Annotated in this window: 22 protein-coding genes; 10 read left to right on the top strand and 12 right to left on the bottom strand. The window is 65.1% G+C overall.

Going from position 1 to position 25,432, the window contains the following annotated elements:
* Nucleotides 1-203: 203 nt before the first annotated feature.
* The 3 genes from queD to N5C28_RS23565 form a co-directional block, all read right to left on the bottom strand.
* On the bottom strand, nt 204-560 hold the full coding sequence (queD, locus tag N5C28_RS23575) for a 6-carboxytetrahydropterin synthase QueD (RefSeq protein ID WP_279825910.1): 357 nt from the start codon (nt 558-560) through the stop codon (nt 204-206).
* Nucleotides 561-708: 148 nt separating this feature from the next.
* Entirely contained in the window at nt 709-1,854 is a 1,146-nt protein-coding gene (locus N5C28_RS23570; protein WP_279825908.1) for a catalase family protein, read from the bottom strand.
* A 61-nt stretch (nt 1,855-1,915) separates the two neighbouring features.
* Complete coding sequence (locus N5C28_RS23565) at nt 1,916-3,790, bottom strand: cytochrome c (protein ID WP_279825906.1); 1,875 nt, start codon at nt 3,788-3,790, stop codon at nt 1,916-1,918.
* Nucleotides 3,791-4,062: 272 nt separating this feature from the next.
* On the opposite strand from N5C28_RS23565, the gene N5C28_RS23560 reads away from it, so the two are divergent.
* On the top strand, nt 4,063-5,328 hold the full coding sequence (locus N5C28_RS23560) for a sigma 54-interacting transcriptional regulator (RefSeq protein ID WP_279825903.1): 1,266 nt from the start codon (nt 4,063-4,065) through the stop codon (nt 5,326-5,328).
* Nucleotides 5,329-5,368: 40 nt separating this feature from the next.
* On the opposite strand, the gene N5C28_RS23555 is transcribed toward N5C28_RS23560, so the two are convergent.
* From N5C28_RS23555 to N5C28_RS23540, 4 genes are all read right to left on the bottom strand, one after another.
* The gene (locus N5C28_RS23555; RefSeq protein ID WP_279825902.1) at nt 5,369-5,899 is read right to left on the bottom strand and encodes an AAA family ATPase; all 531 of its coding nucleotides are present in this window, start codon (nt 5,897-5,899) and stop codon (nt 5,369-5,371) included.
* Nucleotides 5,896-6,462, bottom strand: coding sequence for a nicotinamide riboside transporter PnuC (pnuC, locus tag N5C28_RS23550; protein WP_279825900.1), 567 nt, complete (start codon nt 6,460-6,462; stop codon nt 5,896-5,898). Before pnuC ends, N5C28_RS23555 begins: the two co-directional genes overlap by 4 nt.
* Nucleotides 6,463-6,539: 77 nt before the next feature.
* Nucleotides 6,540-7,154: a hypothetical protein gene (locus N5C28_RS23545; RefSeq protein WP_279825898.1), complete on the bottom strand. Its 615-nt coding sequence runs from the start codon at nt 7,152-7,154 to the stop codon at nt 6,540-6,542.
* 14 nt (nt 7,155-7,168) lie between these two features.
* The gene (locus tag N5C28_RS23540) at nt 7,169-8,803 is read right to left on the bottom strand and encodes a methyl-accepting chemotaxis protein (protein WP_279825896.1); all 1,635 of its coding nucleotides are present in this window, start codon (nt 8,801-8,803) and stop codon (nt 7,169-7,171) included.
* A 318-nt stretch (nt 8,804-9,121) separates the two neighbouring features.
* On the opposite strand from N5C28_RS23540, the gene N5C28_RS23535 reads away from it, so the two are divergent.
* The 3 genes from N5C28_RS23535 (at nt 9,122) to N5C28_RS23525 (ending at nt 11,779) form a co-directional block, all read left to right on the top strand.
* Complete coding sequence (locus tag N5C28_RS23535; protein WP_279825894.1) at nt 9,122-9,952, top strand: undecaprenyl-diphosphate phosphatase; 831 nt, start codon at nt 9,122-9,124, stop codon at nt 9,950-9,952.
* Between the two features lie 85 nt (nt 9,953-10,037).
* Nucleotides 10,038-11,006 (top strand): alpha/beta hydrolase, encoded by a 969-nt coding sequence (locus tag N5C28_RS23530; RefSeq protein WP_279825893.1) that lies wholly within the window; start codon nt 10,038-10,040, stop codon nt 11,004-11,006.
* Between the two features lie 38 nt (nt 11,007-11,044).
* Nucleotides 11,045-11,779, top strand: coding sequence for a DUF1294 domain-containing protein (locus tag N5C28_RS23525; RefSeq protein WP_279825891.1), 735 nt, complete (start codon nt 11,045-11,047; stop codon nt 11,777-11,779).
* Here N5C28_RS23525 and N5C28_RS23520 read toward each other — a convergent pair.
* On the bottom strand, nt 11,764-12,132 hold the full coding sequence (locus N5C28_RS23520; RefSeq protein ID WP_279825889.1) for an MmcQ/YjbR family DNA-binding protein: 369 nt from the start codon (nt 12,130-12,132) through the stop codon (nt 11,764-11,766). The two genes, N5C28_RS23525 and N5C28_RS23520, sit on opposite strands and share 16 nt — an antisense overlap.
* A 55-nt stretch (nt 12,133-12,187) precedes the next feature.
* Nucleotides 12,188-13,087, bottom strand: a complete 900-nt coding sequence (locus N5C28_RS23515) for a LysR substrate-binding domain-containing protein (protein WP_279825884.1) — start codon at nt 13,085-13,087, stop codon at nt 12,188-12,190.
* 122 nt (nt 13,088-13,209) lie between these two features.
* Here N5C28_RS23515 and N5C28_RS23510 point away from each other — a divergent pair, with 122 nt between their 5' ends.
* Nucleotides 13,210-13,818, top strand: coding sequence for an FMN-dependent NADH-azoreductase (locus N5C28_RS23510; RefSeq protein ID WP_279825882.1), 609 nt, complete (start codon nt 13,210-13,212; stop codon nt 13,816-13,818).
* 70 nt (nt 13,819-13,888) lie between these two features.
* On the opposite strand, the gene N5C28_RS23505 is transcribed toward N5C28_RS23510, so the two are convergent.
* Complete coding sequence (locus N5C28_RS23505; RefSeq protein WP_279825880.1) at nt 13,889-15,475, bottom strand: ABC-F family ATPase; 1,587 nt, start codon at nt 15,473-15,475, stop codon at nt 13,889-13,891.
* 333 nt (nt 15,476-15,808) lie between these two features.
* Between N5C28_RS23505 and N5C28_RS23500 the strand changes: the two genes are divergently transcribed.
* The 5 genes from N5C28_RS23500 (at nt 15,809) to pdxY (ending at nt 23,532) form a co-directional block, all read left to right on the top strand.
* Nucleotides 15,809-16,465 carry a helix-turn-helix domain containing protein gene (locus N5C28_RS23500; protein WP_279825878.1) on the top strand — a complete coding sequence of 219 codons (657 nt, stop codon included), beginning with the start codon at nt 15,809-15,811 and terminating at the stop codon, nt 16,463-16,465.
* Nucleotides 16,462-17,880 (top strand): efflux transporter outer membrane subunit, encoded by a 1,419-nt coding sequence (locus tag N5C28_RS23495; RefSeq protein WP_279825876.1) that lies wholly within the window; start codon nt 16,462-16,464, stop codon nt 17,878-17,880. The genes N5C28_RS23500 and N5C28_RS23495 overlap by 4 nt, the downstream gene beginning before the upstream one ends.
* Before the next feature lie 14 nt (nt 17,881-17,894).
* The gene (locus N5C28_RS23490) at nt 17,895-19,088 is read left to right on the top strand and encodes an efflux RND transporter periplasmic adaptor subunit (RefSeq protein WP_279825874.1); all 1,194 of its coding nucleotides are present in this window, start codon (nt 17,895-17,897) and stop codon (nt 19,086-19,088) included.
* Nucleotides 19,085-22,324, top strand: a complete 3,240-nt coding sequence (locus N5C28_RS23485; protein WP_279825872.1) for an efflux RND transporter permease subunit — start codon at nt 19,085-19,087, stop codon at nt 22,322-22,324. The genes N5C28_RS23490 and N5C28_RS23485 overlap by 4 nt, the downstream gene beginning before the upstream one ends.
* 332 nt (nt 22,325-22,656) lie before the next feature.
* Nucleotides 22,657-23,532: a pyridoxal kinase PdxY gene (pdxY, locus tag N5C28_RS23480; protein ID WP_279825871.1), complete on the top strand. Its 876-nt coding sequence runs from the start codon at nt 22,657-22,659 to the stop codon at nt 23,530-23,532.
* A gap of 23 nt (nt 23,533-23,555) precedes the next feature.
* On the opposite strand, the gene N5C28_RS23475 is transcribed toward pdxY, so the two are convergent.
* Nucleotides 23,556-24,377, bottom strand: coding sequence for an ABC transporter ATP-binding protein (locus tag N5C28_RS23475; RefSeq protein WP_279825869.1), 822 nt, complete (start codon nt 24,375-24,377; stop codon nt 23,556-23,558).
* The gene (locus N5C28_RS23470; protein WP_279825867.1) at nt 24,374-25,432 is read right to left on the bottom strand and encodes an iron ABC transporter permease; all 1,059 of its coding nucleotides are present in this window, start codon (nt 25,430-25,432) and stop codon (nt 24,374-24,376) included. Before N5C28_RS23470 ends, N5C28_RS23475 begins: the two co-directional genes overlap by 4 nt.

Raw genomic sequence — 25,432 nt, 5'->3', positions numbered from 1 at the left:
GCTGGGGTTTCGTCTTTTAAGGGCGGAAAAAGCGGCGGAGATGGACTAGGCCTGGATGGGCTCCTTCGCCTCAGGCTCATCGTGCTCAAAACAGCCGCACCACTTGTGCAATAGCTTGAAGCACCAATCCCCCTGGCGCCGCCTCTTTCCAGCAGGCACAAAAAAGCCACCCCGCAGGGTGGCTTCTTGAATGCACCGACAACTCAGTCGCCGCGGTACTCGCAACCGCTGGTACAGGTCTCATGGATACGGATGCGCGACAGCTCCGGAAGTAACGGCTTGAGCTGCTGCCAGATCCATTTGGCAAGCACTTCGCTGGTGGGGTTTTCCAGGCCGGGGATGTCGTTCAGGTAGTTGTGGTCAAGCTGCTCATAGAGGGGCTTGAAGATTGCCTTGATCTCGGAGAAGTCACGAATCCAGCCGGTATGGGGATTCACCTCACCTTCGATATAGACCGCCACGCGGAACGAGTGCCCATGCAGGCGCCCGCACTTGTGGCCTTCCGGGACGTGAGGGAGGCGGTGAGCGGCCTCGAACATAAACTCTTTGAACAGTTCCACGCGATCTCTCTTCGACAATGCGGCGGAGCGCCCCATGGTGATGGGGCGCCTGAAGTGGAGGGCGATTTTAGCAGCTCGGTCCGTGCTGTAACCAATGCCGAAGCCATCGCCCTGTGCCGTTAGTCTTGTCGATCGCGCCTGGCGGGCATCACTGTGCGTCGAGGGCCCCGTTGCGTTCATGCCGATACACGCTGACTGCTTCGTACACGGCCTTTCTCAGGCGGTTGATGCCACCGATAGGGCGATGCTCCGGCAATGCATGCCAGGGATTGAACGACAGGTTGTCGCAGAACAGGTTCTGTTCGCTGCTATCGAAGTCCTGGGCTGGGAGTTTGATGGTGGCGACGGTCTCGAAGGGCGAAACCGACTCACTCCACTCCACGCTCGGGTCTTCGATGGGCATGTAGTACTCGGGGTTTTGTCGTTGCACCTGCAGGGCGAAGCACGCCGGCGCCCGGTCCAGGGACAGCTGCTGATAAAGCGCGCTGCGCAGGAAGTTGGGCAGGTCCTTGTTCTGCTCCGGTACGGCGTAGGTCGGGCAGTTCTCCGGGGTGGGGATCACGCGGTACTTGATGTTGTGCGGCCCGAGCTTGAACGGTGCGATGGAGTTGTAGGTGGTCTCGGTCGGGCTTTCCGGCGCAGGCGAGAGCGTCTTGAGGGCAATGACCAGGTGGCGGATTTCCCAGGTGCGCGGGTCCCAACTGGGGAAGAAGGCCATGGCTTTCTTGCCGTCGGCCTGGGCGGCGAAGTTGGTCTTGTACTCGGCGACGTCACGGACGAAGAAGACCGGGTGATTGAACATCACGAAGTCCTGCTCGTCGGTTCGGCCCGGGGCGTTGAGCAGCTTCTGGCCCGGCACATCGAGCAGCTTGATGGCCATGCCGCGGGCATCGCGGGCGCGGTCGAATTGCGGGTAGGCGTTGCCGTTGGACAGGCGCATCCAGGCATTCCAGGTCTTGCCTGGCTCGCTGAGGACGCCATGGCGCAAGCTGCTGTCGAGGTCCGGTAGCACCGTGACCTCGGCCTTCACGCAGCCATGAGCCTTGGCGTGAGCATCACGCAACACCCGGGTGTTGTCCCGGTGCTGTTCCACGACGCGGATGGCATCCTCGATGATGCCCTGGGTCAGGGCCGCTTCCTCGGGGGGAATCTGCTCTTCGCTGGACACCGGGCCCGAGAACTTCCAGCTGTAGTACGCGGTGCCAATCAGCCAGCCACCCACTCCCAGGACCAGCACTGCGAGAAGCAGTTTGCCGAGCAGGCGACCCAGCCACAGCCAAAGCCGTTTGATCATCGAATGACTCCTTGTTCTTGTTGGTTGTTCCTGGCGGCTTTGCCGCTACGGTCCGTTCGTTTCAGAGCTGACAGGTCGGACCCGGGCGCCAGGGTTTGGCCGGAATCGGTTCCAACTGTTCCTCGCGCGCGGTATCGCCCAGCACCTTGAGGTATTCGATCAGCGCCCAACGTTCTTCCGGCTGCAGTGCCCGGCCGATCACGCCGTCCTGGCGACAGCCGTCACGGAATTCGTGGCCGCGGTTGCCGTTGCCGGTGATGGTGGTATCGAACAGGAAGCCGCCCGGGAACTTGTCGCTGACGAAACCGACCTGCTTCGGATTGAACTCGAAGTTGCCAACCCAGAAGCTGGTCTGGCGCTCGGACACTGGCGAGAGCAACTGGAACAGCGTGGGCACTGAGCCGTTGTGCAGGAAGGGCGGGGTGGCCCAGATGCCGTCGAGCGGGCGGGCCTTGTAGCCGCGTAGCTCCTGGACGCCGATGGGCAGGCCGTAGCCATCCATGCGCCAGCGCTCCTCGGGCGTGACGCCAGCATCCCGATAGGCGCGGTTTTCCACGTAGGCGGTGATGTAGGCGAGGCCCTTGGCGCTGGAGATGCTGCGCATGTCGAGTTCGCTCGGGGTGATGTTCTGCAGCGTCACGTCGAGACGGCCCAGCTCTTCAGGTGTCCAGCCGAGCTTGCTGATGTCGAAGCGATGGTCGGCAATGTTGTCGGCGGTGGTCGAGTCGGTGCCGATGACATCGGTGGAGACGATGCGCATCCGCCATTCGGGGTCGCGATCGGGCGCCATGCGCTCATCACGGGGCTTGGGATCGGGGGCATGGCAATAGGCGCAGTTTTCCTGGAACAGGGCGCGCCCGCGGCTTGCCAGCGGCATGTCGATCTTGCCGAGCACCTCCTGCGGCCAGGTTGGCGGCTTGAGGTGCTTGAGGGTTTCTTCCAGGGTGTAAAGGTCGTGCAGGCGGACGCTCGAGGCATAGCGCTCGTTTTCAGGCACCGCTTGTCCGTTGTGCTGCATCAGGCGCAGGGTCGCGCCGACGCCAAGCGCCTCGCCGACGTTGCGCGCCATGGGCTGCATGGCGGAGCCGTTCCATTGCACCCAGTCGAACTTCCAGATGTCCCAGACCTGCGGGTAGCTGACCGGCGCATTGGCGATGCGGTAGTTGCTGGCGTCGATGGCGTCGCCGAACACGGTATTGGCGATGCGGCCGAAGGCATCGGTACGGCCGAAGCCTTCCTCGGTCGGGTAGAGACCGCGGTGCCAGTCGTTGAAGGCGGTGCCCAGCAGGCGATCGAGCACGATCTTGAAGTCGCGGCGCAGCTCATCCCGGCCCGTCGGGTACGCTTCGCCAAGAACTTCCTTGGCGAAGCGGCGGAATTTGAGCGGGTTGTAATAGGTGAAGGCCATGCTCATGCCGAGCGACTGGCCGAAACTGCCGCCGCGGATGGTCGGCACGGTCGACGCCAGGGAGTGCAGGGCGGCGCCGCCGTCGATGCGAATGGCCTGGCCCTGGTAGCGCAGTTCGCCGGTGTGGCAGGCCGCGCAGCTGATGTCGAGGTAGTTGATGCCGCTCTCGCTGTCTTCATGACGGGCGAAACCCACCGGCAGGTTGCCTGGATTGAGGGCGGTCGGCTGTTGCTTCGGGTCCACCAGGAAGCCGAAGCGGGCCAGGTAGTCCGGCGTGGCGAACTTGCTTTTGCCGAAGGGCATTTCCAGCGCGCTGAACCACTCGTACTGCAGGCCTTTTACCTGGGTCCCCTGGGGGGTGTAGTAGTACGTCTGCCGTTGCTCGGCGCTCCATTGATCCAGGTAATGGAGCTTGTCGGGCTGCTGGTAGTGCGGAAGGTTGGGGAACGCGATGAAGTACAGGGCCACGGCGAGCACGGCTGCGAGCAGCAACAGAAACCCGAGGAGAACACGGCGTAGTGTGCGCATTGGAGACGTCCTTGTAGCTTTATTATTTGTGCAACTTTATGCCAAGTAAGCTCAATAATGGCAAGCCGCCATAGCGCAATTGTCTATCGCCTATTCACAGCGCCACGGTCGAGCAAAGTGACGTGTTATTCCCTGTTCCAGAACGAACCGAAATTAGCGTTATAAGTAATTGTTCCATAGGGCGTCAAAGTTCTTGCTAGCGTTACACCTACGCGCGCCAAACTATTGTTTTTAATAGAATTACAAATTAATGGCGCCAAGGATCGGTTAGGTTGGAAGCCGTTAGCATTGCCACCCGGCAGTTATTGATCATTGAGCCATGCCCTGCGTGCAGCCGCATCGTTGCCTCATTGCAGGCGCGCGGCTGGCAGGTACGTCCGGTCGCAGGCGCGGCCTTTACCCGGCAGGCCGGGGACGCCGTGCTGATTTGCCTGGACGGCCCGCTGCGTCACGAACTTCCGTCATTACGGGCGCTGATCACCCACAGCGAGATCGAATGGATTGCCGTGTTGGGTGAAGCAACTGCTGCGGAGTATTCCGTCATGCGTTTCGCGGTCGACTGGCTGTTCGATTACCACTGTCTACCCGTCGACGATGACTCCCTGCATCTGGCACTGGAGCGTGCCGTTGCGGTCGCCCGTTTGCGCGTATCGACGAAAGTGAATCCGCTTGCCGACAGTGTCGCGCTGGGTAATTGCCGGGTGATTCGCGAGTTGCGCAAGGCATTACCCGCATTGCTGGAAACCGAAGCCTCTTTGTTTATCCAGGGCGAGTCCGGTACCGGCAAGGAAATGCTCGCGCGGAAGTTGCACCAGTCGGCTGGCCATGCACCTGGATCCTTCGTGGTATTCGACGATCTCATCGCCGCCGATGCCGGGACTCTCCAGGCCGCCTTGGCTGGCGAGAATCCCGAGCATCCGCGCGGCACCCTGTTCGTGGCCAGCCTGCCAACACTGAACGAGGCGCAGCAGGCGCTGCTCGTCGAGTTTCTGCGCGAGGTCCAGGCGTGGGATGTGCCCCACGGCTACTGGCGGCTGGTAGTGGCCAGTGATGAGAACCTGGCTGTGCTCCTGAGCGAAGGGCGCCTGCACGAGGCGCTCTACCAGCACCTGGTCGGTGTGCAGGTGCGCCTGCCGACGCTGTACGAGCGGAGCGCCGATATCCTCCTGCTGGCCGAGCATTTTGCCCGGCGCTACGCCAGCGACCTCGCGGTGCGGCCACGGCGCTTCAGCGACCAGGCAATCAGCGCCCTGCAGCAGCATGACTGGCCGGGCAACCTGCGCGAGCTGAGCAACCGGGTGCGCCGGGCCGTGGCGCTTGGGGAAGGCGTGCAGATCGAGGCCAGCGACCTGGGGTTCGATCCACCCCATATCGGGGAGGCGCTCGGCACCCTGGCCGACTACATCCTGCAGGCGGAACGGCAGGCGCTCAACGACGTGCTGCGCTGCTATTCGAAGAACATGAGCCAGGCCGCCCGGGTGCTGGGGATTTCCCGGCCGACCTTCTACCGGCTGCTGCACAAGCACCGCATGCGCTAGGCCGTGGTGCCTCTTCCATCCGCCAGCAGGAGGTTCGGTCTCATGCCGGAGAGTGCAGCCACCGGCCGACGCATTCCAAGGCCTGCTCCCGGCGCTGCTGCCAGTCACCCTGGATGTGCTGGACGGGCAGGGCGTGACGCTGCAGCCAGTCATCGCAGGCACGGTGGAAGGCCACGCGCTGCTCCAGCTCCGGCTGGCAGCGCTGGCCGTCATCGACCCAGGGCACGTCCACCGGGTCGAGCAGCAGGTGCAAATCGTAGTGCCGGGCCAGCAGTTCGCCCTCCAGCCACGCCGGGCAAGCGCCGAACAGGATCTGGCTCCACAGCATGTTGCTGAGCAGGTGCGTGTCGAGGATCAGCAGTTCCGGTCGCTCAGCGCGGGCCTGGTCTTCCCACGCCAGCTGACCACGGGCGATCGTGCCGATATCGGCGTAGCAGGTGTCGCGCTGCTCCTGGTCGATGAAGTGGCGCACATACTCGCCGACGACCAGGCCGCCGAAGGTTGCCTGGATTTCGGCGGCGAGCCAGCTCTTGCCGCTGGACTCCGGCCCTGTCAGCACCAGGACCTTCATGGGCGCGCCAGCGCCTGGTCGCGCCGCCAGGTCACCCAGCCGGTCGCGGCCAGCAGGGTGAACAGGCCGTACAGCGCCGCCGTTGGATAGAGCCCCTGGTCGATGAAGAGCGCCACGAACAGCAGGTCGAGGACGATCCACAGCGGCCAGCATTCGACCCGTTTCTGCGCCATCCAGACTTGCGCCACCAGGCTGAAGGCGCTCAGCGCCGCGTCCTGCCAGGGGGCGCTGGCGTCCGTGTAATGGGCCATGGCAAAACCCAGTGCCGCCGCGCCGACGCAGCCCAGCGCCAGGCTGAGCAGCAGCCCCTGGGCGCCGAGGCGGCTGACCTGTACGCCGGTGTGGCGATCGCCGCCGTGGCTCCATTGCCACCAGCCATAGACCTGCAGAGCGGCATAGACGCCCTGCAGCAACATGTTCGAATAGAGCTTGCCCTGGAAGAAGATCCAGCCATACAGCAGCACCATCACCAGGCCGATCGGCCAGCACCAGCGGTTCTGTTGCACGGTGAGCCAGACCGCCCAGACCCCGAGGGCGGACGCCAGCAATTCAATCGACGACATGGGACTCCGGTGTGGCAGGCGGGATGGCCGGCGATTGTACCGGCTCCGCCGGGCGCGGTCTTGGTCCGGCGGGCGGTTCAGCAGGCCAGGCTGTCGGCCTGGCGGTAGAGCATCAGCAGCTTGCGGGTGATGGTCTGCTGAATGTCGTCACGCTCGAAGGTGGAGAGGCGAGTCAGGCGCGCCACCTGCAGCCGGTGCAGGTGGATATAGGGCATCTGCTGGTCGAACTCGCGCAGATCGCCTTTCATCATGATCGGCAGGAACACGTCGCCGACCTTCTTCTGGTTGCTGATGATCTGCGCCAGCGCCGGCTTGAACGGCATGGTGCGGGGCGCCGGGCCGCCTTCGCGAACCTGGGTGGCGAGCAGCAGGCCCGGCTTGCCCATCACCGCGCCGGGCAGCACGCACAGGCCGGTCTTGCGCACGGCATGGGCCTCGATGCCGTGCAGGGTGTCGTGGAAGGCGTAGGGGTTGGGCAGCACCACCATCTTGCGCCCCAGGTCACTGGGGAAGTGCAGGTTGTAGTTGGTGTAGAGCTGGCGCACGGACTCGGAATAGACGCACAGGCGGTTCTCGAACAGCTTGATGAAGCGCTCCGCCAGTTCGCGCCGGGCGATGCTGTCCAGGTCCCAAATCAGGTCCTGGTTCTGCGGCCGGGCGAGGTCGATTTCCTGGTGTTCCATGCTGCTCATGCAGACTGCTACCTCTAGACGCGGAATTGGCCCAACAGCCGGTTGAGTTGTTCGGCCAGTTGCCCGAGCCGCTGGCTGGCGTCGCTGGATTGCTCGGCCGCCATGGCGTTGTTGTGTGCCAGGCCGGCGGCCTGGGTCACGTTCTGGTTGATGTCCTCGACCACATGGGACTGCTGCAGTGTGGCACTGGCGATGGACGCGTTCAGGCTCGTCAGGTTGCGCAGCGACTGGGCGATCTGGGTCAGGCTTTCACCGGCCTGGCTGGCCTGCTCGACGGTCAGTTGCGAGGCACGGCTGCTTTCGTTGATCACTTTCACCGCGGCTTCGGAGTTGCCTTGCAGGCGCTCGATCATACCCTGAATCTCGGCCGTCGATTGCTGCGTGCGTTGCGCCAGCAGGCGAACTTCGTCGGCCACCACCGCAAAGCCGCGGCCCTGTTCGCCAGCGCGGGCGGCTTCGATGGCGGCGTTGAGAGCCAGCAGGTTGGTCTGTTCGGCGATCGAGCGGATCACCTCCAACACGCTGCCGATCTGGGTGCTTTCCTGGGCCAGGGTCTGGATGACGCTGACCGCCTGATCGATGGTGCCGGACAGCTGGCCGATCTGCCGCAGGCTGGCGTCGATGTTCTTCTGGCCCTGGGCCGCCTGTTCCTCGGCAGTGTGCACTTCGCTGGAGGCATGTTCGGCGTTCTTGGCCACATCCTGCACGCCATAGGTGACCTCGTTGATCGCGGTGGCCACCAGCTCCATCTGCTGGGACTGCTGCTGGCTGTGTTGCTGGGCGTTGCCGGCGATGCCGCCCAGCGAGCGCGCCGCCTGGTCCAGGGCCCCGGCCGAGTCGAGGGACTGGCGAATCACCTGGCGCAGCTTGTCGGTGAAGGCGTTGAAGTGCCGCGCCAACGCGCCCAGCTCGTCCTGGCCATTGGCATCCAGGCTGCGGGTCAGGTCGCCTTCGCCGCTGGCGATGCTGGCCATGGCGTTCACCGCGTCCTGCAGCGGGCGGGAGATGCTGCGGGCGATCAGGGTCACCAGCAGGGCCAGCAGCACGGCGATGCCCAGGCCAATCGCCGAGGCGCTCACCGCCTGGCTGCGGAACTCGGCCTGCACGTCATCGACGTACACACCCGAACCGAGGATCCAGCCCCAGGGCTGGAACAGCTCGACGTAGGAAATCTTCGGTACCGGGTCAGTGGAGCCCGGCTTGGGCCAGCGGTAATCGACCTGGCCAGCGCCCTGGGCCTTGGTGATACGCACCATCTCGTTGAACAGCGGCTTGCCGTCCGGGTCCTTGTAGCCGGAGAGGTTTTGCCCTTCGAGCTTGGGATTGGTCGGGTGCATGACCATGGTGGGGGTCTGGTCGTTGATCCAGAAATACTCCTGGCCGGCATAGCGCAGGCCGCGGATCACGTCCATCGCCTGCTTCTGGGCCTCTTCCCGGGTGAGGGTGCCGGCGGCTTCCAGCTTCTGGTAGTAGGTAAGAATGCCGACGGCACTCTGCACCACGTGCTGGGTCTTTTCGCCCTTGGCGGCGTACAGGTCGCTGTGCACCTGCTTGAGCATGATGATGCCCAGGCTGACCAGCATGAGGACGGAAACGGCAAGAATCAGCCACAGGCGACGGCTGATGGGAAGGCTACGCAGACTGTTCATGGATCGGATTGCTCCCGGTTATTGTTATTGCGGTCGGGGCGAGGAGGGGACCACCTGTTTACGCCGGCCCGTGAACGCTGGGCTGGCGTCGTAACAACTGGTCTTTCTTTTTAGCGGCGCGGAGTCATTCAGCGCAGCGGCTTTATAGCCTGCTTCTCTGATAGCATTTCGGCACTTGCGCCGCAAACCTGAGTGCTCATGGTTTTTTCTCCATGGCCGGAACCAAGGTGCAGGCTTTCAGTCCGAGAGTCGCTGGCCTGGCTGGCCGGCCACTCATTTTGCAGTTTGCGCAGCAGTCAGCGCGTTATAGGAGTTTGGATGGACCTTTGGGCAGGCGCACAGGCGCTGATTCTGGGTATTGTCGAGGGCATCACCGAGTTTTTGCCGATTTCCAGCACCGGGCACCAGATTATCGTTGCCGATCTCATCGGCTTTGGTGGCGAACGGGCCATCGCCTTCAACATCATCATCCAGCTCGCGGCCATCCTGGCGGTGGTCTGGGAATACCGCCGGAAAATCCTCGAGGTCGTGGTCGGGTTGCCGAAAGAGCAGCAGGCCCAGCGCTTCACCGGCAACCTGCTGATCGCCTTCTGCCCGGCCCTGGTGCTGGGCGTAGCCTTCGCCGACCTGATCCACGAATACCTGTTCAACCCGATCACCGTGGCCACCGCGCTGGTGATCGGTGGCGTGATCATGCTCTGGGCCGAGCGCCGTCAGCACCTGGTGCATGCCGAGACCGTGGATGACATGCGCTGGACCGACGCCCTGAAAATCGGCTTCGCCCAGTGCCTGGCGATGATTCCCGGCACCTCGCGTTCAGGCGCCACGATCATCGGCGGCCTGCTGTTCGGCCTGTCGCGCAAGGCGGCCACCGAGTTCTCGTTCTTCCTGGCGATGCCGACCATGGTCGGCGCCGCGGTGTACTCCGGCTACAAGTACCGGGACCTGTTCCAGCCCGCCGACCTGCCGGTGTTCGCCATCGGCTTCGTCACCTCGTTCATCTTCGCGATGATCGCCGTGCGGGCCCTGCTCAAGTTCATCGGCCACCACAGCTACGCGGTGTTCGCCTGGTACCGGATCGGCTTCGGCCTGTTGATCCTGGCCACCTGGCAACTGCACCTGATCGACTGGAGCACCGCCGCCGGTTGAGGCGTAGGGCCGTATTCGCCGCAGTGATGAAAGGCGCACCCCGGGGTGCGCCTTTGTCATAGTGGGCCACGGACAAGGAGGCACCATGCACGCACTCGACCACCGCTTGCTCGACGTCAATGGCATCACTCTCAGTCTTTACGCGGCCGGGCCCGAGGACGGGGCGCCGGTGTGGCTGCTGCATGGCTTCCCCGAGTGCTGGCACTCCTGGCGGCAGCAGATCGCGCCGCTGGCCGAGGCCGGTTACCGGGTGCTGATCCCGGAGATGCGCGGCTATGGGCAGAGCAGCGCCCCGGCCGACCCGGCGGCCTATGACCTGATCACGCTCTGCGCCGACATCCAGGCCGCCATGGACCAGCTTGGCCAGCAGCACGTCTGTGTGGTCGGGCATGACTGGGGCGCGCCGGTGGCCTGGCACCTGGCGTTGCTCGAACCGCAGCGGGTGAGGGCGGTGGCGGCCATGGCGGTGCCCTATGGCGGGCGGCCGCGCCAGCCACCGATCGACTTCATGCGCCAGCACTACGCCGACCGCTTCCACTACATGCTGTATTTCCAGCAGCCCGGCGTGGCCGAACGGGAGATGGACGCAGACATCACCCGCACCTTGCGCCTGATGATGCACAACACCTCGGCCGCCGTGCCCAAGGATTTCTTCCTCCAGGAAAAGCCCGCTGGCGCTGGCCTGCTGGACGGCCTGGAGGACCCCGGCGTGCTGCCACCCTGGTGCGATGCCGAGGCCTTTGCCGTGTACAAGCAGACCTTCACCGGCCGCGGCTTCCACGGGGCCCTGAACTGGTACCGCAACTTCGCGCGCAACTGGCAGCGCACCGAGCCGCTGGACGCGCTGAATGTCGAGCAGCCGGCGCTGTTCCTGCTGGGCGACAAGGACCCGGTCGGCACCCTGGAGGCCTACACCCTGAAGCAGATGCCCAAGCGTGTGCCGCATCTGGAGCAGCATCTGCTAAGCGACTGCGGGCACTGGGTGCAGAACGAGCAGGCTGCCGAGGTCAATCGCCTGTTGCTGGCGTTTATGGCGCGCCACTTTTGCGCCTGAATGGCTAGAGTGCGGCCTTTTCGCACGAGCAGGCACAGATGGAACAACGTGGGGTGTTGCGCAGCTGGAACGATGATAAGGGCTTCGGCTTCATTCAGCCGGAGCGCGGCGGCGCCGAGCTGTTCGCCCACATCTCGGCCATGCGCGGCGACCGTCGCCCGGTAGCGGGTGACCAGGTGCTGTACATCGCCGGCAAGGACGCCCAGGGGCGGCCCCGCGCCGAACACATCCGCCTGGACGGCGAGCTGGCTCTGGACCGTCCGGCCATCCGCCGCAAACCCCGGCCCCAGGCCGACAAACCCGCTGCGGCCAGGCCTGCCGCACGCAAGGCCGCACCCAGGAAAGCCCGCGCACCGCGCAACGACAGCGGCCCGGTGCACAACATCGGCGGCAAACTGCTGATCCTCGCCGCGTTGTGCTGCCTGCCGGTGCTCGGTGGCCTGCAGCTGTTGGTGTCGTCGGGTTTCGTCTGGGTGCTGGTGGCTTACCCGGTGGCCAGCCTGGTCAGCTTCGTGCAGTACTGGCAGGACAAATCCAGCGCGCAGAACGGTCGCTGGCGCACCCCGGAAAAGGCCCTGCATGTGGTGGAGCTGGTGGGTGGCTGGCCCGGCGCGCTGGTGGCCCAGCAATGCTTCCGCCACAAGACCCGCAAGGCCACGTATCAGGTGGTGTTCTGGGGCATTATCGTGCTGCACCAGGCGGTCTGGATCGACTGGCTGCTGCTCGACGGCGCGTTCCTGGGCGACTTGCTGCGCCGCTACCTGCCGATCTGATCGTCATCCAGCAGCAGGCCGACCTGCCTGCGTTTGGACAGCTTCTGCACCACCAACTGATGGGAGCGGGTCAGCAACTGGCGCAGCTCGTCATCGCCGATCGGCAGTTTCGTGCAGCTCATGCTGATCCAGTGGGCGCGCGCCAGGTAAGGCGCCGGGCGGATGCCCGGTCGGTCGACGTAACCGAGGAACAGGTCGCGGTCGACCTTGAAGGCCAGGTCATGGCCGAGGAAGTTGAGGATGGCGAACATCTTGTTCTCGGCAATCGAGAACACCTGGTTGTTGCCCCACTTGAAGTCTTCCCGCGCCCCGGGCAGTTGCAGGCAGAACGCGGCGATATCCTGTTGATTCATCTGAAGTGCGCCAAGGTGTGGTGTTCAAGGGACGGCCAGGTGGATGACCGCCGGATCAGATCGGTTGTTCCCAGTCGTGCGAGGCCTGGCTGACGTATTCGATCCAGGCGCGCACCGCCGGCAGCATACCGCGGCGGTGGGTGTACACCGCCTGGAAGTGGGCCGGGGGCAATGACCAGTCGGGCAGCAGGCGAACCAGTTGGCCGTTGTCCAGCTCCTCGCGGCAGAAGGGCGCCGGCAGCATGCTGAAACCCAGCCCGTCCAGGGCCGCGCGCTTGCGCACGGTGAAGTCTTCGATGGCCAGCCGCGCTTCCAGGATCACCTCCTGCTGATGCCCACTGTCGTGCACCAGGCGCAGGTGCACCTTGCGGTCGGTTTCCAGGGCGCCCAGGGTCGGCAGCTTGCCCAGGTCGTGCGGCGTCAGAATGGCCTGGCCCTCAAGCAGGGCGGGCGCCGCCACCAGGTAACCCTGGGCCGGCGACAGGCGTCGGGTGATCAGGTTGGGGTCTTCGTCGTCGGCACTGCGCACGCGCATGGCCACGTCGATGCCTTCGTTGAGCAGGTCCACGCGGCGGTTGGTCTGCATCAGTTCCAGCTGCACCCGGGGGTAGGTCGCCAGAAAGCCGGACACCAGTTCCGGCAGCGCCGCGATCCCCACCGGGGCGCTGATACGCAAGCGGCCGCGCGGCTCGCTGGTCAGGGTGGCCACGGCTTCTTCGGCCTGCTCGGCCTCCAGCAGCATGGCCTGGCAATGGCGCAGGTAGCGTTCGCCGATGTCGGTCAGTGCCAGCTTGCGCGTGGTGCGTTGCAGCAGGCGCGCGTCCAGGCGGTCCTCCAGTTCGGCGATACGCCGCGACAGGCGCGACTTGGGAATACCCAGCAAACGCCCGGCCGCCGCGAAGCCGCCGGCTTCCACCACCTTGGCGAAATAGAACAGATCATTGAGGTCATGCATGGTCATTGTCCTGTCAGTGGGACGAACTATCGCATTTTCGGCGACTAATACGCGATTGTTTTCATCGGTAGTATCTCCACCATCTTGACCGCTCAGCAGCGACCCTTTTCCCGGAGACCGATATGAAACTACTGCACCTCGATTCCAGCATCCTCGGCGAAGCCTCTGCTTCGCGTCAGCTCAGCCGCGCCGTGGTGGACGCCTGGAAAGCGGCCTCGGCGGACATCGAGGTGACTTACCGTGACCTCGACGCCGATGCGCTGAGCCACCTGTCCGCTGCCAGCCTGGTGGCCGGCGGTACCCCGGCCGAGCTGCGCGATGCCGCGCAGAAGCATGAGATCGCCCTGGCCGAGGCGACCCTGAACGAATTCCTGGCTGCCGACGCCATCGTCATCGGCGCACCGATGTACAACTTCGCCATCCCGAGCCAGCTCAAGGCCTGGATCGACCGTGTCGCCGTCGCCGGCAAGACCTTCGCCTACGACGAGAACGGCCCGAAAGGCCTGGCGGGCGGCAAGACCGTGGTGATCGTATCCACCGCCGGCGGCATCCACGCCGGGCAGCCCAGCGGCCAGGCCCACGAAGAATACCTGAAGTTCATGCTGGGCTTCCTGGGCATCACCGACATCGAAATCGTACGGGCCGAGGGCCTGGCCTACGGCGAAGAGCCGCGTGCCAACGCCATCGGCGGCGCCCAGGCGCAGATCCGCGACCTGTTCGTCACCGCCTGATCGCACCTGGCGCCCACAAAAAAGCCCGCTCATCGAGCGGGCTTTTTCATGTCGCCAATCAATCAGCAGGTCAGACGATGATGCCCTGGCTGCGCAGGTAATCGTCGTAGGTGCCGCTGAAGTCGGTCACGCCGTTGTCCGACAGTTCGATGATGCGGGTGGCCAGGGAGCCGACGAACTCGCGGTCGTGGCTGACGAAGATCAGCGTGCCCGGGTAGTTCTCCAGCGCCAGGTTGAGCGCCTCGATGGATTCCATGTCCAGGTGGTTGGTCGGTTCGTCCATTACCAGCACGTTGGGCTTCTGCAGGATCAGCTTGCCGAACAGCATGCGGCCCTGTTCACCCCCGGAGATCACCTTGACCGACTTGAGGATCTCGTCGTTGGAGAACAGCATGCGGCCGAGGGTGCCGCGTATCACCTGCTCGCCGGTGGTCCATTGGGCCATCCAGTCGAACAGGCTGACATCGTCCTCGAAATCGTGGGCATGGTCCTGGGCGTAGTAGCCGACATCGGCGCTCTCGGTCCACTTCACGCTGCCGGCGTCCGGCGCCATTTCACCCACCAGGGTGCGCAGCAGGGTGGTCTTGCCGATGCCGTTGGGGCCGATGATCGCCACGCGCTCGCCGGCTTCGACGGTGAAACTGAAGTTCTTGAACAGCACCTTGTCGTCGAAGGCCTTGGACACCTTCTCGATGGTCACGGCCTGGCGGTGCAGCTTCTTGGTCTGCTCGAAGCGAATGAACGGGCTGACGCGGCTCGACGGCTTGACCTCGGCCAGCTGGATCTTGTCGATCTGCTTGGCGCGGCTGGTGGCCTGCTTGGCTTTCGAGGCGTTGGCCGAGAAGCGGCTGACGAAGGTCTGCAGCTCGGCGATCTGCGCTTTCTTCTTGGCGTTGTCGGCCAGCAGCTGCTCGCGGGACTGGGTCGCCGCGGTCATGTACTCGTCGTAGTTGCCCGGGAACAGGCGCAGCTCGCCGTAGTCCAGGTCGGCCATGTGGGTGCAGACCGAGTTCAGGAAGTGACGGTCGTGGGAAATGATGATCATGGTGCTGTTACGCGCCGTGAGGATGTTTTCCAGCCAGCGGATGGTGTTGATGTCCAGGTGGTTGGTCGGCTCGTCGAGCAGCAGCACATCCGGATCGGAGAACAGCGCCTGCGCCAGCAGCACACGCAGCTTCCAGCCAGGGGCGACTTCGCTCATCGGTCCGAAATGCTGTTCCAGCGGAATGCCCAGGCCAAGCAGCAGCTCGCCCGCGCGGGATTCGGCGGTGTAGCCATCCATCTCGGCGAACTCGCCTTCGAGCTCGCCGACCTTCATGCCGTCTTCTTCACTCATTTCCGGCAGCGAATAGATACGGTCACGCTCGGCCTTGACCTTCCACAGCTCTTCGTGACCCATGATCACGGTGTCGATCACGTTGAATTCTTCGTAGGCGAACTGGTCCTGGCGCAGCTTGCCCAAGCGCACGTTCGGCTCGAGCATCACCTGACCGGCGGAAGGCTCCAGATCGCCGCCGAGGATCTTCATGAAGGTCGACTTGCCGCAACCGTTGGCGCCGATCAGGCCGTAGCGGTTGCCGTTGTTGAACTTGACGGAAACGTTCTCGAACAGCGGCTTGGCGCCGAACTGCATCGTGATATTAGCGGTGGAAATCAAGGGGTTACCTATCAGTGACTTGCAATGTGGCTGCCTCGGCCGGCTCGACTTGCTGTCGGTGCCCGTGCCGAGAGGCGCGCCGTCGTGGCGCAGGGATGGGCCAGGCAGTTGAACCCGGTTGCTGGGCGAAGCCGCATAATTGTCGCATAGCTGAGACGGCAGTCATATGGCAGCGGTCGTGATCGTATCGCCAATCCCCTGTTGATGGACGGGGCACAGGCATGCTGTTTTGGAATGGGCGAGTAAAACTTCGTAACAGAGGGGTGGGAATTTAACTACCGTTTGTATGTTAGCGTCGTTTCCCTTCGTCCACTGCCAGGAGCCCATGGGCCTATGACGTCGCAGAACGCTCCCGCCGAATCCGCTGTGACGCGCAAGCGCGTGCGCTTGAGCGCCGGGGCGCGACGCCAGCAAATTCTCGATGCCGCCCTGGTCGAGTTCAGCGCCCTGGGATTCGAGGGCGCGACCGTGGAGCGCATCGCCCGGCGTGTCGGTCTGACCAAGGCGGGGCTGTACGCCCACTTCGAGAGCAAGGACGCGATCTTCGAAGCGTTGCTGCGGGAAACCATCTTCTCCACCTCGACCCAGGGCCAGTGGCAGTGGGAGGAGGGCGCTACGCTGGAGCAGGTCGTCGACCGGTTTCTCGATCGCGTCTATGCCGCTATCGGCGACCCGCAGACCAGGGCCATCTTCCGCCTGCTGATCACCGAGAGCGGGCGCTCGCCCGAGAGGCTGCGCAACTGGCACGCGTGCATCTTCCTGCCCCATGCCCAGCGGCGCCAGGCGGAGATCGACGAGTGCGTCGAGCGCGGCGTGATTCCGGACAATGCCGTGTCGCGCAACTTCTCCCTGACCACCGCCCCGGCGCTGATAGCCATGCTGGCCTACCTGCTGGTCGGCTCGGAACTGGCCGAGCAGGAGGTAGCCGGTATTCGTCGTGCCCACCGGGAGATGCTGCTGATGCTCTTTGCCGGGGGGGAACGTCGATGAAGCGAGCTCATTGCCTGCCGCTCGTGCTTGCCGCCCTGCTGGGGGCCTGTGCCAGTGTTACCCCCGAGCCCGCGCACCTGCCTTTCGACCTGCCGAATACCTTCGTAGCGCAGCCCGCTGGCGCAATTGCGCCGGCCGACCTGTGGTGGCGGGAGTTCGCTGATGAGCGGCTCGATGCCTTCGTCGACATCGCACTGCAGAGAAATCCTGGCCTGGCCCAGGCGCTCGCACGTTCGCGCATGGCCGAGGCCCAGGTGCGGCTGAACCGGGCCGACCAGTTGCCGCAGGTGGGCATCGGTGCCGGGGCGGCCCGGCAGCGGCAGGGTATGCCCGATCTGATGGGCGGCGGTACGGCCCCGGTGATCAGCAACAACTACGACGTCGCGCTGGATGTCAGCTGGGAACTGGACATGTGGGGGCGCCTTTCGGCGCTGACGGCGTCGGCACGCGCCGATTACCTGGCCAGTGCCGAGCAGTTGCGGGGCATGCGCCAGTCGGTAGCGGCCGAAGCGGTGCAACTGTACTTCGAGATCGTACATGCCCACGCTCAGGTCGAACTCTCCGAACGCACGACCGAAGCCCTGGCCGAGATGGCCCGGCAGATTAATAACCGTGTCGAGGTCGGCATCACCTCGCCGGCGGACAGCATGCTGGCCGAGGCCAACCTGGAGTCGGCGCGCGCAGGGCTGGAACAGCGCCGTGAGGCCCTGGCCCGCAGCCTGCGCCAGCTGCAGGTGCTGATGGGCGATTACCCATCGGGACAGGTCGAGACCGCCGCGTCGCTGCCCGCCGTGCCGCTTGCGCCCGCCAGTGGCGTACCTGCCGATCTGCTCGCCCGCCGCCCTGATGTCCGGGCGGCCGAACTGGGCCTGCTCAGCGCCGGTTATCAGTTGGGCGCCGCCGAGCGTTCCTTCCTGCCGTCGTTGTCGCTGACCGGTTCGGCGGGTTATGCCGGCAGCGAGTTCGCCGAGCTGTTCAGCAACGGCAACCTGATCTGGTCCATCGCCGGCAGGGCCTTGCAGCCGGTGTTCCAGGGCGGTCGTCTGGTGGCACAGGTGGATATCGCCGAAAGCCAGCGCGACGAGGCGCTGAACGCTTATGCCGAGACCGCATTGGTAGCGCTTTCTGAAGTGGAGAGTGCGCTGGCCGTGGACACCTTGCTGGCGCGCCGCGAGTCGGCCCTGGACGCCTCGGCCAGCTCGGCAGAGGCGGCGGTGACCGTTTCGCTCAACCGCTACCTGCAGGGCATCGATCCCTTCCTAAACGTGCTGGAAAGCCAGCAGCGCGCGCTCGATGGGCGCAGCGCACAGATCACCGCGCGGCATGCCCGCCTGGAGAACCGAATTGCCCTGCACCTGGCGCTGGGCGGCGGTTTCGAGGATGCGTTGCCTGCTGCCGAACCGGACGCACCCTGATGAGCACGTACGCCATGACCCGATTCTGTCGCTACTCCCTTGCCCTCGCTGCGCTGCTCGGCCTGGCAGCCTGTGGCGGCTCGCCGTCCGAGGAGCCGCAGGATGATTCGCAGGCGAAAACCAGTGCCCAGCGCGCCACCAGTGTCAAGGTGGAGGCTGCGCAGCGGCGCGAGCTGCAGGCCTGGGTGTACAGCCAGGGGACTGCCCGTTCGCGGCAACGCGAATTCCTGACCTTCACCCAGCAGGGCGTGGTGTCCCATGTCGATGAAGAGCTGCGCGTCGGCATGCCGGTCAAGGCCGGCCAACTGATAGCCAATCAGGCGCCCGAGCGGGTGACGGCCGACCTGCAGGCTGCCAGGGCTTCGCTTGCCGAGGCGCAAGCGAGTCTCAAGCTCGCCGAGGTGACCGAGAAACGCTACGAGAACCTGATCGAACAGCGCTCCGCCTCCCGCCAGGAACTCGACGAAGCGCAGGTGCAGGTGCAGCAGGCCCGGGCCGTGCGTGACAACGCTCGTGCCGAACTCGCGCAGGCGCAGCTGAGTGTCGACGAATCGCGCCTGGTATCGCCCATCGATGGGGTGCTGGCGCGCCTCAATGTCGAGAAGGGGCGTTACTTCATGCCCAGCACCGTACAGACCGATACCGAGCAGAACGCCTTGCGCACCGTGCCCGCCATGGTTATCGATCCCGACCGCTTCGAGGTCAGGGTCGACCTGCCATCCTACAACTACCGACAGATTGCCGATGGCGCCAAGGCGGTGATTGGCGAGAACGTGTCGGTGGGTGGCCAGGATGTCGACCCGCTGGCGAACCGCTCGCGGGTGGAGGGGCAGGTTTACGCCATCAGCCCCTCGCTGGACCCTGAAACGCGCACCTTCGAGGTGATCGTGCACACCCATGGCAACGAAACCGGCCTGCAGGACGGCGAGTTCGTTGCAGTATGGATCGCCGAGCCTGCGGTCGAGGATGCCCTGGTCGTTCCCCTGGAGGCGCTGCGCTTTCGCAACGACCAGGCGTTCGTGTTTGTGGTCGAGGAGGGTGGCGACAAGGTCAGCGAGCGGCGGGTGGAGCTGGGCCAGCAGTCGGGCGAGTACCGAGCTGTCACCTCTGGCCTGGAGGAGGGCGAACGGGTCGTGACGGACGGCCGCGCAGCCCTTAATGACGGCCAGCAGGTGCGCATCATTGGCGGCGCCGGAGAGGCTCCATGAAGGGTGTCGACGAGCAGCGCCTGGCTGATGCCGGGGCGCCAGCGGAAAGCGCAGAGGTGCGCAACGCCCATCCCTTGGCGCGGTTCTTCTTCCTGCAGCCGATTTTCGGAATCCTGCTGGTCACCACGCTGCTGCTGGGCGGGCTGATGGCCTATACGCAACTAGTGAAGGAATCCCTGCCTGATCTGAACATTCCCCAGGCCACCATCACCAGCGAATGGCCAGGCGCCGATCCGCGCACCATGGAGGAGCAGGTCACCGATGTCATCGAGGACGAGGTGACCACCTTGCAGGGCGTGCGTCGTGTCGACAGCGCCTCGTTCGATTCCTTCTCGATCATCTCCGTCGAATTCGAGGCTTCGGCCGATCCGCTGGATGCCATGACTCGCTTGCGTGCTGCCGTCGCTGACGCCGAAGCCGAGTTGCCCGAGGACGTCGAGCGGCCGACCATTGCCCAGGCTTCGGTGGATGACCGGCCGATCTTCACCTTCACCCTGCATGGTGCCGCTGGCTCGGCGACGATGAATGACCAGGCGCGGCGCATTCGTGACACGCTCGAGCGAGTGGCCGGGGTCAACGAGGTGGATATCGGTGGCGAGCGCGAAGAGATCGTGCAGATCCTGCTGCGTCCCGAACGCCTGCTGGCCCTCGGCCTCTCGCCGGCGGCGGTACGCAGTGCCGTGCAGCAGGCGAATATCGAGCAGCCCTTCGGTGAGATTCGCAGCGACAGTATTGGCGCGGTGGTCCGTCTGGAAGGGCGCTTCCGCGATGTGGCCGACCTGCGCGCGCTGCCGATTGCGCGCCTGGGCAGTGGCGGTGCCGGGCGCGCCGTGCGGCTGGACGAGGTGGCCACGGTCAACCGCATGCAGGAAACCGAAACGAGCCGGGCCTTCTTCGCTGACCGGGGCGCCGGGTACGAGCCTTCGCTGGAAATATCGGTGCGCAAGTCGCCCGGCGCCGACACCGTCAACCTCGTGGAGCGGTTGCGCAGCACCCTGGCGGATATGGAACGCGGTGGCGGCTGGCCCTCAGGCCTGGAGTACACCATCACCCAGGACGAGGCGGGGCAGATCTGGGACTCGCTCGCCGAGGTGTTCGTCAGCGCTCTGCAGACCATGGCCATCGTCTTCGCCATCCTGCTGCTGACCATCGCCTGGCGCGAGGCCGTGGTGGCCGGATTGTCGGTGCCCATCACCTTTGCCGGGGTATTGCTGGCCATCCTGGTCATGGGCTATTCGCTCAATGAACTGGTGGTGATCGGCATGGTAATCGCCCTGGTGATGATCATCGACGTCTTCATCATCCTCATGGAGGGCTTGCACGATGAAATCTACGTGCAGGGCAAGACTTTCGGTCAGGGCGTGCTGGCGACGGTCAAGCGCTACGCGATGCCGGCGTTTGCCGCGCAGCTGACGACCATCCTTGCGCTGGCGCCGCTGATGTCCATCGGTGGCACGGTGGGTGAGTTCATCCGCGTGCTGCCCGCCACGGCGGTGGTCTGCCTGGTCATCTCCTTCATCGTTGCGATGCTCTGCTCGCTGCCGCTGTCGCGCGCGTTGCTCGGTGGCCAGCGCAAGCCCGACAACCCGCAGCAACAGGGGTTTTCCGATCGCATCACTGGCCGCGCGGTCAATGCGCTGGAGGGCTGGAACGCGCGCTGGGTGGTGCGTACGCGACGCCAGGCATGGCTGTGGGTGCTGGCGGCCATCGGCTTGTTCATGGTGGCGATGCTGGCCTTCACCCAGGCGCGGATCGAACTGTTCCCGCCTGCCGATGGCGAACGCCTGGGGATCAACATCGAGCTGCCGCCCACGGCTCAATTGGCCTCCGCGCAGCAGGTCGCTGACGACGTGGGGGAAATCCTGCGCGGCAAGCCGTACTTCCAGAGCGTGGTCAAGCTGGTCGGTCTCAAGAGCCCGTTCGCCGGTGGCTCGATGGCTGCGGCGCTGCAGCCCAGCGAGGCGGAAAACTACCTGGGCTTCTCGGCGATCTTCCTGCCGCGCGCCGAGCGCGAGGCCGACTCCTACGTGCTGGCCGAAGAGCTGCGCCACGAGTTGAGCGAGTATCTGCAAGCCAATGTGGCGGCAGCGCAACTGCTGGTGGTGCCGGAGGCCAGTGGCCCGAGTGCTGGCGACCCGATCGAGATCCAGCTGATCGGCGCGGACATGGACGAACTGCTGGTGCTCTCGCGCCAGATGCAGTCGTCGCTGGCCAGCGTCGAGGGCGTGGTGGATGTGCGCGACAACATCGGCATGCTCAAGCCGCAACTGGCGCTACGCCCGGACCGCGAGGCGGCGAATTTCTTCGGTATTGGCCATGATGACCTGGCGTCGCAGATCCGGATTGCCTTCAGTTCCGACGTCGTCGGCACCTTCCTTACCGCCAGCGATACCGATGACATCGACATCCGCCTGGGCACCGAGTGGCCCAGCCGGCCCGGCGAGGCAGGCGGGCCGCACAACACCGAGGAACTGTCGCGGGTGCGCGCTTTCAAGGAGGATGGCAGCTCGATCGCGTTGAACCAGTTGCTTACGCCGATCCAGTCGGAAGCGGCCATCGCCATCTCCCACAACAATGGCGAGCGGGCGCTGACCGTGATGGCCAAGAACGAAGGGCGCACGGTCGGGGAAATCATGGCCGAACTCGCTCCGCGACTGAACGAGCTGCAGGAAGGCTGGCCGGACGGCTATCGGGCAGTGATCGGTGGTGAGTCGGCTGATACGGCCGAGACCTTTTCCTCGGCACTGATCGCGCTGCTCATCGCAGTGGTGCTGATCGTTGGCGTGCTGGTGATCGTGTTCAACAGCTTCCGCCAGGCGTTCATCATCTTCGCCACCATGCCGCTGGCCGTCATCGGTTCTGCGTTGGGGTTCTGGGCCTTCGACATCACCTTTTCCTTCTTCGCCATGATCGGCCTGGTGTCGCTGATCGGCATCGCCATCAACAACGGCATCATCATGGTCGACACCATGAACGGCTATCTGAAGGAGGGTATGGCCATCGCCGAGGCTGCGGCGGCCGGCTCGGCACGCCGCCTGCGACCTTTGCTGACCACGGCGGTAACCACCATCGTCGGGCTGGTGCCCCTGGCGGTCAGCAGTGCGTTCTACCGGCCGCTGACGCTGGTGATCATTTTCGGCCTGGTGTCCGTTTCGGTTCTCGCGCTGATCGTCGTGCCTGCGCTTTACCTATTGCTCACGCCGGCCAACGCCTCCCAGGCCACGTCACTGGACTGAACGACTGCTTCCGGTTGTGAGGGGGCAAGCGTGCTGCTCGGCTCGCCATCTGCGCTGTGAAGCCGATGCGAAAACGCAGAAGGGCGTCATCGTCTGTGCTTTTTTTCGATAGGCGCGGTAGTCGCGCGTCTCTGCCAGCAGCATTTCTTCTTGCGCGGCTCGCAGCGGCCTGCGCCTCGGCGCAGGTGTGCGTGCAGACCGGGTGGGGCGGACCAGGCACGTTGGCATTTGGTGATGCAGGTGCCATGAGTAGTGGCACTCAAGATGTTGGCATGGCTTGGCAGCTTGGCGAATAATCCCCGTCTTCTTGTTCCGTCACCGTCAGGATCGCCATGAGCGCCACGCTGCCGCCCCTCGTTCTGTCCATCCAGTCGCACGTTGCCTGGGGACATGTCGGCAATGCCGCTGCGGTTTTTCCCCTGCAACGCCTCGGTTTCGAGGTGCTGCCGATCCATACCGTGCAGTTCTCCAACCATACTGGCTATGGCCAGTTCCGTGGCCAGGTGTTCGGTGCCGAGCATGTGCGCGAGGTATTGCACGGGCTGCGTGAGCGCGGCGTGCTGCAGCGCCTGTCAGCGGTGCTGTCCGGTTACCTGGGCGATGCCGACAGCGGACGGGTGATCCTTGAGGCGGTAGGGGAGATTCGCCAGCACAACCCAGCGTTGCGCTACCTGTGCGATCCGGTGATGGGCGATGTGGGGCGTGGCGTGTTCGTCAATGCGGCCATTCCTGATTTCCTGCGTGACCAGGCGATTCCCTTCGCCAACATCATCACGCCCAACCAGTTCGAGTTCGAACTGCTCACCGGTTCCAAGCCGGCTAACTTGTCCGAGGCGGTGAAGATTGCTCGTCAGTTGCGTGGTCGTGGCCCGGATACCGTGGTGATCACCAGCTTGGCCACGCCGGATATCGCTGATGACGAGCTGGGCACTCTGGCGGTCAGCGGTGAGGGCGCCTGGCTGGTGACCACGCCACGGCTGACCTTGCACCCGTTGCCCAATGGCATGGGCGATGTGTTCTCCGCCACGCTGCTGGGCCGCCTGCTCGCTGGCCAGGCTCTGCCGCAGGCGCTGGAACTGGCTACCGCAACGCTTTATGCGTTGGTCGAGCAGACGCCCGAAGCGGCGCGCGATCTGCCGCTGGTGGCGGCACAGGAGCAGATCGTCGCGCCAGCGCAGCGTTTCGTGGCGCGGGAAGTGAAGGGCTAGCTGAAGCCACAGCCGTTGACCGCCTAGAACTTCTTCACCCCGGCGATCACCGGCGTGCCGCTCTCGGGGTCGCGCAGCAGGGTGCAGCGCACGCCGTAGAGCTGTTCGACCAGTTCGGGGGTGACGATCTCGGCGGGGGCGCCTTCGGCGATGATGCGGCCGTTGTGCATGGCCACCAGGTGGTCGGCGTAGCGGCAGGCGCTGGACAGGTCGTGCACCACCATGACGATGGTCTTGCCGGCGGCGGCCAGTTGGCGGATCAGTTCGAACACTTCGATCTGGTGGCCGAGGTCCAGGGCCGAGGTCGGTTCGTCGAGCAGCAGCAGCGGGGTGGCCTGGGCGATGGCCATGGCGATCCAGGCGCGCTGGCGCTGGCCACCGGACATGGAATCCAGCGGGCGGTCGACCAGCGCCTTGAGGTCGGCGGCTTCCACGGCCGCATCGACGATGGCCTGGTCCTGTTCGCTCCACTGGCGCAGCAGGCTCTGGTGCGGCTGGCGGCCGAAGCGGATCAGTTCGGCCACGGTCAGGCCATCCGGGGCGCTGGCGTCCTGCGGCAGCAGGGCCAGTTGGCGCGCCACGTCGCGCGACGGCAGGCTGCTGATTGCCTTGCCGTCGAGCAGCACCGCACCGGCGCTGGGTTTGTGCAGGCGCGAGAGGCCGGCGAGCAGGGTGGATTTGCCGCAGCCGTTGGGGCCGACGATGGCGGTGACCTGGCCGCTGGGGATCAGCAGGTCGAGGTGCTCGATGATGCGGGTCTGGCCGTAGCCCATGCTCAGGGCGCGGGCTTCGAGGCGCACATCGGCACGGGCGCCTTCGGTGAGCAGCGAGGGTAGCGAGGTCATGTCGAACTCCGGGGCGACTGGCGCAGCAGGATCCACAGCAGGTAAGGGCCGCCGACGATGGCGGCGATGATCCCCACGGGAATTTCCGTGGGCGCCAGCAGGGTGCGGCCCAGCCAGTCGGCGACGATCATCATCAGCGCCCCGGACAGCGCGGCGTTGAGCACCGGCACGCCGTGGCGGGCGCACAGGTGGCGGGCCATTTCCGGGGCGGCGAGGGCGATCAGGCCCACCGGGCCGACCACCGCCACGGCCAGCGCGGTGAGCCACACGCACAGGCCCAGGGTCAGCAGGCGCATCAGTTGCAGGCGCACGCCAAGGCCGATGGCCACGCTGTCGGAGAAACGCATCAGGCTCAGCGCCCGCACCAGCAACTTGGCCAGCGGCAGGCCCAGCGCCAGGCCGATGCCGAGCAGCAGCACCGCATCGGCGGGGCGGGCGTTGAGGCTGCCGACGGTCCAGGGATAGGCGGCGTTGGCGGCGTCGATATCGCTGCGCGCCAGCATCAGGTTGGTCAGGGCGCCGAACAGCGCACCGATGGCGATGCCGACCACGATGAAGCGGTAGCCCCGCGCACCACCGCCGGCGGCGAGGGCGAAGGTCAGCACGGCGGCGGTGGCGGCGCCGGACAGCGCCAGAACCGACGGCGCCAGGCTGGTCGGCACGGCCACGATGGAGGCGACGGCAAAGGCCGTGGCACCGTCGTCGATGCCAATCACCCCCGGTGTGGCCAGGCGGTTGCGCGCCAATGTCTGCAGCAGGCAACCGGCGGCACCGAGTGCAGCGCCGCTGAGCAGGCCGGCGATCAGCCGCGGCAGCCGCAATTCCTGGATCAGGAACACCTGCATTGGTTCGCCGTGGCCAAGGGCAGCGGCCAGGGCGCTCCAGGCATTCAGGGTGTCGTCGCCGGCGGCGAGTATCCAGGCGCCACTGAGCAGCAGGATCAGGCTCAACAGCAGCGCGATCAGGCTGCTGCGTGCATGCAACAACAGGCTGTAGTCACCCAGGCGCAGCAGGCGATAGCCGGTGGGGGCGTGGAGCAGGGGGGAAACGTTCAT

The sequence above is a fragment of the Pseudomonas sp. GD03944 genome (assembly GCF_029839275.1).
Taxonomy (GTDB): domain Bacteria; phylum Pseudomonadota; class Gammaproteobacteria; order Pseudomonadales; family Pseudomonadaceae; genus Aquipseudomonas.
The sequence above is the reverse complement of the archived record's forward strand: the minus strand, read 5'-3'. Positions and strand labels throughout refer to the sequence as shown.